This window comes from Xenophilus sp. (assembly GCF_044462705.1).
Taxonomy (GTDB): Bacteria; Pseudomonadota; Gammaproteobacteria; order Burkholderiales; family Burkholderiaceae_C; genus Xenophilus; species Xenophilus azovorans.
Genome location: NZ_JBIQNC010000233.1, coordinates 1 through 6,990 on the forward strand (window position 1 = coordinate 1; position 6,990 = coordinate 6,990).

6 protein-coding genes are annotated in these 6,990 nt (G+C 74.0%); 2 read left to right on the forward strand and 4 right to left on the reverse strand.

The features are described 5' to 3' along the window. Window positions 1-692: lipocalin-like domain-containing protein (locus ACIY1X_RS23150; protein WP_399685179.1), on the reverse strand; the 692-nt coding region annotated here is incomplete at its 3' end. Between the two features lie 206 nt (window positions 693-898). Between ACIY1X_RS23150 and ACIY1X_RS23155 the strand changes: the two genes are divergently transcribed. Continuing rightward, entirely contained in the window at window positions 899-2,713 is a 1,815-nt protein-coding gene (locus tag ACIY1X_RS23155; RefSeq protein ID WP_399685181.1) for a cyclic peptide export ABC transporter, read from the forward strand. Window positions 2,714-2,741: 28 nt separating this feature from the next. On the opposite strand, the gene ACIY1X_RS23160 is transcribed toward ACIY1X_RS23155, so the two are convergent. The 3 genes from ACIY1X_RS23160 to ACIY1X_RS23170 are packed head-to-tail and all read right to left on the reverse strand — an operon-like array spanning window position 2,742 to window position 6,703. Further along, on the reverse strand, window positions 2,742-3,791 hold the full coding sequence (locus ACIY1X_RS23160; RefSeq protein WP_399685184.1) for a PLP-dependent cysteine synthase family protein: 1,050 nt from the start codon (window positions 3,789-3,791) through the stop codon (window positions 2,742-2,744). Next, window positions 3,788-4,090, reverse strand: a complete 303-nt coding sequence (locus tag ACIY1X_RS23165) for a hypothetical protein (protein ID WP_038214060.1) — start codon at window positions 4,088-4,090, stop codon at window positions 3,788-3,790. The genes ACIY1X_RS23160 and ACIY1X_RS23165 overlap by 4 nt, the downstream gene beginning before the upstream one ends. Before the next feature lie 42 nt (window positions 4,091-4,132). Beyond that, entirely contained in the window at window positions 4,133-6,703 is a 2,571-nt protein-coding gene (locus ACIY1X_RS23170; protein ID WP_399685186.1) for an ABC transporter permease, read from the reverse strand. Window positions 6,704-6,775: 72 nt separating this feature from the next. Between ACIY1X_RS23170 and ACIY1X_RS23175 the strand changes: the two genes are divergently transcribed. Next, window positions 6,776-6,990: NUDIX domain-containing protein (locus ACIY1X_RS23175; protein ID WP_399685189.1), on the forward strand; the 215-nt coding region annotated here is incomplete at its 3' end.

The following is a 6,990-nucleotide window of genomic DNA, read 5'->3' on the forward strand; positions in this document are numbered from 1 at the left end:
GCCTCGCTCCACTCGTGGTCCAGCCAGGCGCGGCCGCGCACCTCGAAGCGGCCCTGGCCCTCGATGGCGATGCGGCCCGCGGCCTCGAGCTGCGGCTGGCTGTAGTAGTGGCTGGCCTGCACGGCCTCCGGCCCCTTGCGCGAGAGCCCCGCATCGCCCTGCAGCAGCACGGGCTGGGTGGGCGCGAAGCGCAGCGACAGCGCGAAGCCTTCGCCGGGCGCCTCGGCGCGGTAACTGCCGTCTGCGGCGTTGCGCACCAGCGACCAGTCGCGCAGCCGCACGTCGGTGTCGGCCTCGCCGGCCTGCGCGATGCCGAAGCCGGCGCGGGCGATGCGCTGGTCGTGCAGCAGGCGCCGGCCCTGCAGGTCGGTCACCGCCGCATGCGCGAACACCAGCTGCCGCGCCGCGAAGGCCGAGCGCAGGTCCTGTGCCGCATCGACGCGCGAGCGGAAGAAGGTGATCTGGAAGCCGAAGCGCCGGCCGCCCTGCGCCGCCCGTGCGCTGCCGGTGATGTACCACCATTCGGTGCGCAGATCCGGGTGGCTGCCGTGGTCGCGCGGAAAGACCAGCGTGCGCGGCTGCAGCGCACGGGCCGGCCGCCAGGCGCCGCCGGCCAGCGCCGCCAGCAGGCCGAGCGTCCGGCGGCGCCCCGGCAGCAGGCGGTCGGGGGCGACGGGGCGGGGGGAACACATGCCGGGATGATCTCCGATTCCGCTCCTGCACCGCCCGGCGCTGGATCGGGCATCGGCGGCCGTTCCCAAAGTTCGAGTGCCATGTAATAATTTTTGACAAAATTTGACATGCCGTTGGCAGCCGCACGTACCCAGCCGCCGCCACCTACCAGCCTTTCCAGCGGACGCGTCATCGACCTCTCGGACACCTACAGACTGGACATCGCGTGGCAGCGGACAACGCCTCCCCGGCTTCTTCCTCCTCTTCTTCCTCCCGCCAGAAGGCCGATCCTGCCCCGCCGCGGGCAGCCGTGTCCGCCACGTTGCGGGAGTTGGGCGCGCTGCTGCGGCCCTACGCCGGCTGGCTGTTGCTCTCGGCGCTGGTCGGCACCCTGGCCGGCGTCGCGACGGTGGCCTTGCTGGCCCGGCTGGCCGAGGTGATCCGCGAGCCCGGGCACATCGCCGGCGGCGTGCTCCTGGCGGTGCTGGGGCTGAGCGCGCTGACGCTGGTGGGCCGCGCCGTGTCGCTGCTGCTCACCAATTGGGTCGGGCAGGGGGTGGTGGCGCAGATCCGGCAGGCGCTGGCGCGCAAGATCCTCGCGGCGCCGATCGACGCGCTGGAGCGCTACCGCGTGCACCGGCTGATCCCCGTGCTCACGCACGACATCGATACCGTCAGCAGCACGGTGTTCGCGCTGGCCGCCCTGGCGATCGCCTGCGCGGTGGCCGGCGGCTGCCTGCTCTATCTGGCCTGGCTGTCCCTGCCGATGTTCGGTCTCCTGCTGCTGGCGTTGGCCTGCGGCGTCCTCGTCCAGCGCCTGGCGCAGCGGCGCGGTCTGTCGGGCTTCCAGAAGGCGCGTCAGGCCGAGGAGCGCTTGCACAAGGCCTACCGCAGCCTGAGCGAAGGTGCCAAGGAACTGAGGCTGCACCGGCAGCGCCGCCAGCACGTGTACGAACGCCAGGTGAGGGACACGATCGAGGAGATCGGCCACGTCAACATCCGCGCGACCAACGCCTTCGTGGCGGCCAACGCCTTCGGCTCGGCGCTGTACTTCCTGCTGATCTCGCTGGTGATGGCCTGGGCGATGCAGCGTCTGCCCGAGCCGGCGGTGCTCGGGAGCTTCGTGCTGGTACTGCTGTACCTGAAGGGGCCGCTCGACCAGATCGCGAGCATCCTGCCCGCGATCGGCCGCGCCTGGGTGGCGCTGGAGCGCATCGCCGACCTGTCCACGCGCTTCTCCACGGCCGAGCCGATCCCGCTGGCTGCGCCGACCGGCGGCCCCGCGCCGCGCGCCGAACTGCGTGACTGCATCGAGTTGCGCGGCATCGGCTACGGCTACGAGGAAGCACCCGCGGACGACGACGAGGAAGGCGTGCGCGCTGGGCCGGCGCGCGCCTCACGCTTCGAGGTCGGGCCGCTGAGCCTGCGTATCGGCAAGGGCAGCATCGTCTTTATCGTCGGCGAGAACGGCTCGGGCAAGACCACGCTGGTGAAGCTGCTGCTCGGGCTGTATGCGCCGCAGCGCGGCCAGGTGCTGCTGGACGGCAAGGCGGTGACCGATGCCACGCGCGACGAATACCGGCAGCTCTTCGGCACCGTGTTCGCCGACTTTTACCTGTTCGACGAGCTGATGGGCGACGGCGCGGACGGCCTGCTGTGCGGCCGCGAAGCCGCCGCCGCGGCCCGGGCCTACCTGGAGCGCCTGGACATCGCCCACAAGGTGACGATCCGCGACGGCGCGTTCGACACGCTGGACCTGTCCACCGGCCAGCGCAAGCGCCTCGCTCTGCTGCACGCCTACCTCGAGGGGCGGCAGGTGCTGGTGTTCGACGAATGGGCGGCCGATCAGGACCCGGCGTTCCGACGCCTCTTCTACCGCCAGCTGCTGCCCGAGTTGCGCAGCAAGGGGCACACGCTGATCGTGATCTCGCACGACGACCGCTACTTCGACGTGGCCGACGAGGTGGTGCACGTGCGCGACGGCCGGATCGTGGCGCGCCACCGCCCGTCGGACGCCGAGGCGCTGAAGGCCGCCGCGTAGGGCGCGGCGGGGCCGGCCCCGCGGGCGCTCAGCCGCGCAGCGCCGCCTCGATGCCCTGCTGCGCCAGTGCGCAGTCGCCGAAGCGCACGGTCACCCAGGCCGGGTCGTGGTAGGTCGGCAGGTAGCGCTCGCCGGCATCGCACAGCAGCGAGAGGATCGAGCCCTGCTCGCCGCGCTCGTGCATCTCGTGCGCCAGCGCCAGCATGCCGACGAAGCTGGTGCCGGTGGACGGGCCCACGCGGCGCCCCAGCAGGCCGGAGAGCACGCGCATCGCGGCGATGGAGGCCACGTCGGGCACAGGGACCATGCGGTCGACCAGCGTGCGGATGAAGCTCGGCTCCACGCGCGGGCGGCCGATGCCCTCGATGCGCGAGCCGGCCGCGGCGAGTGTCTCGTCGCCGCTGGCGTGGTAGGCGGTGAAGACCGAGCCCTCCGGGTCCGCCACCGCCACCTGCGTGGCATGGCGCCGATAGTGCACGTAGCGGCCGATGGTCGCGCTGGTGCCGCCGGTGCCGGCGCCCACCACGATCCAGGCCGGCACCGGGTGCCGCTCGCGCGCCATCTGCTGGAACATGCTGTCGGCGATGTTGTTGTTGCCGCGCCAGTCGGTGGCGCGCTCGGCGTGGGTGAACTGGTCCATGTAGTGGCCGCCGCTCTGGCGTGCCAGCGCGCGCGCCTCGTCGTACACCTCGCCGGCGTGGTCGACGAAGTGGCAGCGCCCGCCCTGGAACTCGATCTGCGCGATCTTCTCGGGCGAGGTGCCGCGCGGCATCACCGCCACGAAGGGCAGGCCCAGCAGGCGGGCGAAGTAGGCTTCGCTCACGGCGGTGGAGCCGCTGGAGGCTTCCACCACCGTCATGCCTTCGCGCAGCTGCCCGTTGACCAGCGCGTAGAGGAACAGCGAGCGCGCCAGCCGGTGCTTGAGGCTGCCGCTCGGGTGCGTGGATTCGTCCTTGAGGTACAGGTCGATGCCGGCCGCCTCGTAGGCCGGCAGGCGCAGCGGGATCAGGTGCGTGTCGGCGCTGCGCTGCACGTCCGCCTCGATGCGCGCGATGGCGCCGTGGAGCCAGCCGGTCATCGTGCAGGCGCGCCGCAGAAGCGCTGCCAGCCCTCGGGCGTGTTGTCGAAGCCCCGCTGCTTCGCCAGTTCCCAAGGCCGCTCGCAGCGGGCGGTGCGCTGGCACCAGCGGTAGCCGGCGGACGGCTTGCAGCCCTGCGGGTCGACGTCCGAGCCGGGCATCGGCAGCGGGGCCTGAGAGGCGGCAGGCGGCGGGGGCGGCGCCGGAGACTGCGCGCAGGCGGCGAGCACCGCGCATGCCACCAGCGCACCGGCCAGCGGGGCTGTGCGTTGCCACCAAGAGATCGAAGCAAGGTTCATGGCGCGATTGTCCGCGAGCCCTCGCGTCGAAGGCGTCGGCGGCTACCAGTCTTCCTTGACCGCCAGCACCGCCTCGCGCGAGGCGGCGGCGCGTCCGGCCAGCCAGGCGGTGAGCGTGCCGGCCGCCATCACCGCGCCGCACAGCAGCGCCAGCCGCAGCCAGGGCACGAGCAGGTCCATGGTCCAGTGGAAGCTCTGCGGGTTGACCACCTTCACCAGCACCACCGACACGGCCAGGCCCAGCAGCAGCCCGGCCAGCGCGCCGATGGCCGTCCAGGCCGCGCCCTCGCCGGCGACCACCGCCAGCACCTGGGCGCGCGTGAGGCCCAGGTGCGCCAGCAGGCCGAACTCCTTGCGCCGCGCCAGCACCTGCGCGCTGAAGCTGGCGGCGATGCCGAACAGGCCGATGCCGATGGCCACCGCCTGCAGCCAGTAGGTGACGGCGAAGCTGCGGTCGAAGATGCGCAGCGAGCTGGCGCGGATCTGCGCGGCCGAGGCGAACTCGATCGCGTCGGCCGCGCCCAGGCGCCGCGCCGCCAGCGCGCGCGCGGCATGCTGCACGGTGGCCTCGTGTGCGCCGGGCGCCAGCCACAGCGCGATGTCGCTGACGCTGCGGTCGCCGGTCAGGCGCACGTAGTCCGCTTCGGCGATCGTCACGGCGCCGAACTGGCGCACGTAGTCGCGCCACACGCCGGCGACGAAGAAATGGGCATCGCCTGCTCCGAAGGCAGAAGCCAGCACCGGAAGATCCTGCCCCGGCCGGGCGCCGTACAGCGCCTGCATCGCCTCGCTGACGTAGACGCCGGTGCGCCCGGCCGGCACCGGCAGCGCCGGGCCCAGCAGCGGCAGCGAGCCGGCCGCGTTCTGCGCGTCGATGGGCCGTGCGATCAGCGTGACGGGCGGGCGCGCCGGATCGAGCAGCAGGCTGCGCGTGCGCAGCGTCTGCGTGCGCGCCACGCCGGGCAGCTGTGCCGCCTGCTGCACGAAGGCGGCGTCGAAGGGCGCGGCCTCCGCGTTCGCGCTGCCGGCGCCGCTGCTGCCGGCCGGGCGCAGGTACAGGTCGGCCGGCAGCACCACGTCGAGCCAGCGCGCCACCGAGTCGCGGAAGCTCGCCACCATCACCGTCAGCGCCACCGCTAGCGCCAGGCTGGCGACCACGCCGCTCACCGCGATGGCGGCGGTGCCGCGCATGCGGCGCGCGCGCTCCACCGCCAGCAGCGGCAGCAGGCGGTCCGCCACGCGCGGCGCCAGCCGGTCATACACCAGCGCCACCGCCCAGGGCAGGGCGGCGATGCCGCCCACCAGCAGCAGCCCGACGGACAGGTACGCCGCCAGCGGGATGCCCGCCACCGCCGGCGCGCGGGTGAGCGCCGCGCCGGCCAGCAGCAGCGCCAGCGCCGGCCAGGGCGTGCGCGGGCCGGCGCCGGTGTGGCCGAGGCCCTTGAGCGTCTGCGCCTCCGGCAGCCGCTGCGCCGCGCGCGCCGGCCACCAGCCGCCGACGCCGGCCGCCGCCATGCCCAGCAGCGCATAGAGCAGCGCGGCCGGCCACTCCCATTGCAGCGCCGGCGCCGCGCCGCGGAAGTAGCCGCCGCCCAGGTCGCCGCCCAGCAGCGTCAGCGCCGCCCAGGCGAGTGCCGCGCCCAGCGCGATGCCGGCCGCGCTGCCCAGCGCGCCCAGCGCCAGCGACTCGGCCAGCACGAGATGCAGGCGCTGCCGCGGTGCCAGGCCCAGCACGCCCAGCAGCGCGAACTGCTGCGCGCGTTTGGCCACCGACAGCGCCAGCACCGAGAACACCAGGAAGGCGCCCGTGAACAGCGCCACCAGCGCCAGCACCGTGAGGTTGACGCGGTAGGCGCGCGAGAGGTTGCTCACCCGCTGCGCCGCATCGGCCGGCTCGACCACGCGCAGCGCGGCGCTCCAGGCCGGCAGCCGGGCGAGCGCGGCGCGGAAGGCGGCCGGGTCGGCGCCCGGCTGCAGCCGCACGTCGATGCGGTTGAGCTGGCCGGCGCGGCCGAGCAGGTCCTGCGCGGCGCCGATGTCCATCACGCCCAGCGCGGCGCCGCCGGCGGCCACCGTGCCGGCGATGCGCAGTTCGCGCGTCGCCGTGCCGTCGGGTTGCGTCAGCAGCAGCGCGGTTGCTTCGCCCGCTGCCTGCCGTGCCGCGGGGTTGAGGAAGACGCGGCCCGGCGACAGCGCGGCAAGGCGGTCGCCATCCTCGCCGGGCGCCGCCACGGGCGCCAGCGCCGGCGCGATGCCGGGCACCACCAGCGCGTCCACGCCCGCCAGCCGCAGCGCGAGGCGCGCGCCGGCGGGCGTGCGCAGCATCACGTCGGCCTCCAGCACCGGGCTGGCCAGCGCCACCTGGGGCAGGGCCGCCACCTGCCCGTACAGCGCCTCGTCGAAGCCGCCCTGCGCCGCGCGGATCTCCACGTCGCCCTGGCCGTTGACCGAACGCACCGCGCCCTGGAACTCGTCCAGTGCCGAGGCGTTGATCAGGTGCACCGCGAAGGCCAGCGCCACGCCGAGCATCACCGCGCCCACCGCCGCGGCGCTGCGCCAGGGGTGGTGGCGCAGTTCCTGCCAGGAGAAGGTGCAGAGCAGACGCCGGAGCATGCGCGCATTGTGGCGCGGGGCTCAAGTGGTACAGCGCAACTAAGATCTCCTGACGATGCCCGACCGCCTGCCATGACTTCTCCTCGCATGCCGCCCGACTTCCCCCGCCCGCTGGTCACGGTGGACGTGGTGATCTTCACCGTCCGCGCCGATGCGTTGCAGGTGCTGCTGGTGCGCCGGCCGGACGGGGCGGACGAGCCCTTCCCGGGCCGCTGGGCGCTGCCCGGCGGCTTCGTGGACGTGGCGCGGGACGCCACCCTGCTGGACTGCGCGCTGCGCAAGCTGCG

Excerpts from the sequence above, each read along its gene's own strand:
- ACIY1X_RS23160 (WP_399685184.1), bottom strand. The coding sequence starts at position 3,791 with ATGACCGGCTGGCTCCACGGCGCCATCGCGCGCATCGAGGCGGACGTG.
- ACIY1X_RS23165 (WP_038214060.1), bottom strand. The coding sequence starts at position 4,090 with ATGAACCTTGCTTCGATCTCTTGGTGGCAACGCACAGCCCCGCTGGCC.
- ACIY1X_RS23170 (WP_399685186.1), bottom strand. The coding sequence starts at position 6,703 with ATGCTCCGGCGTCTGCTCTGCACCTTCTCCTGGCAGGAACTGCGCCAC.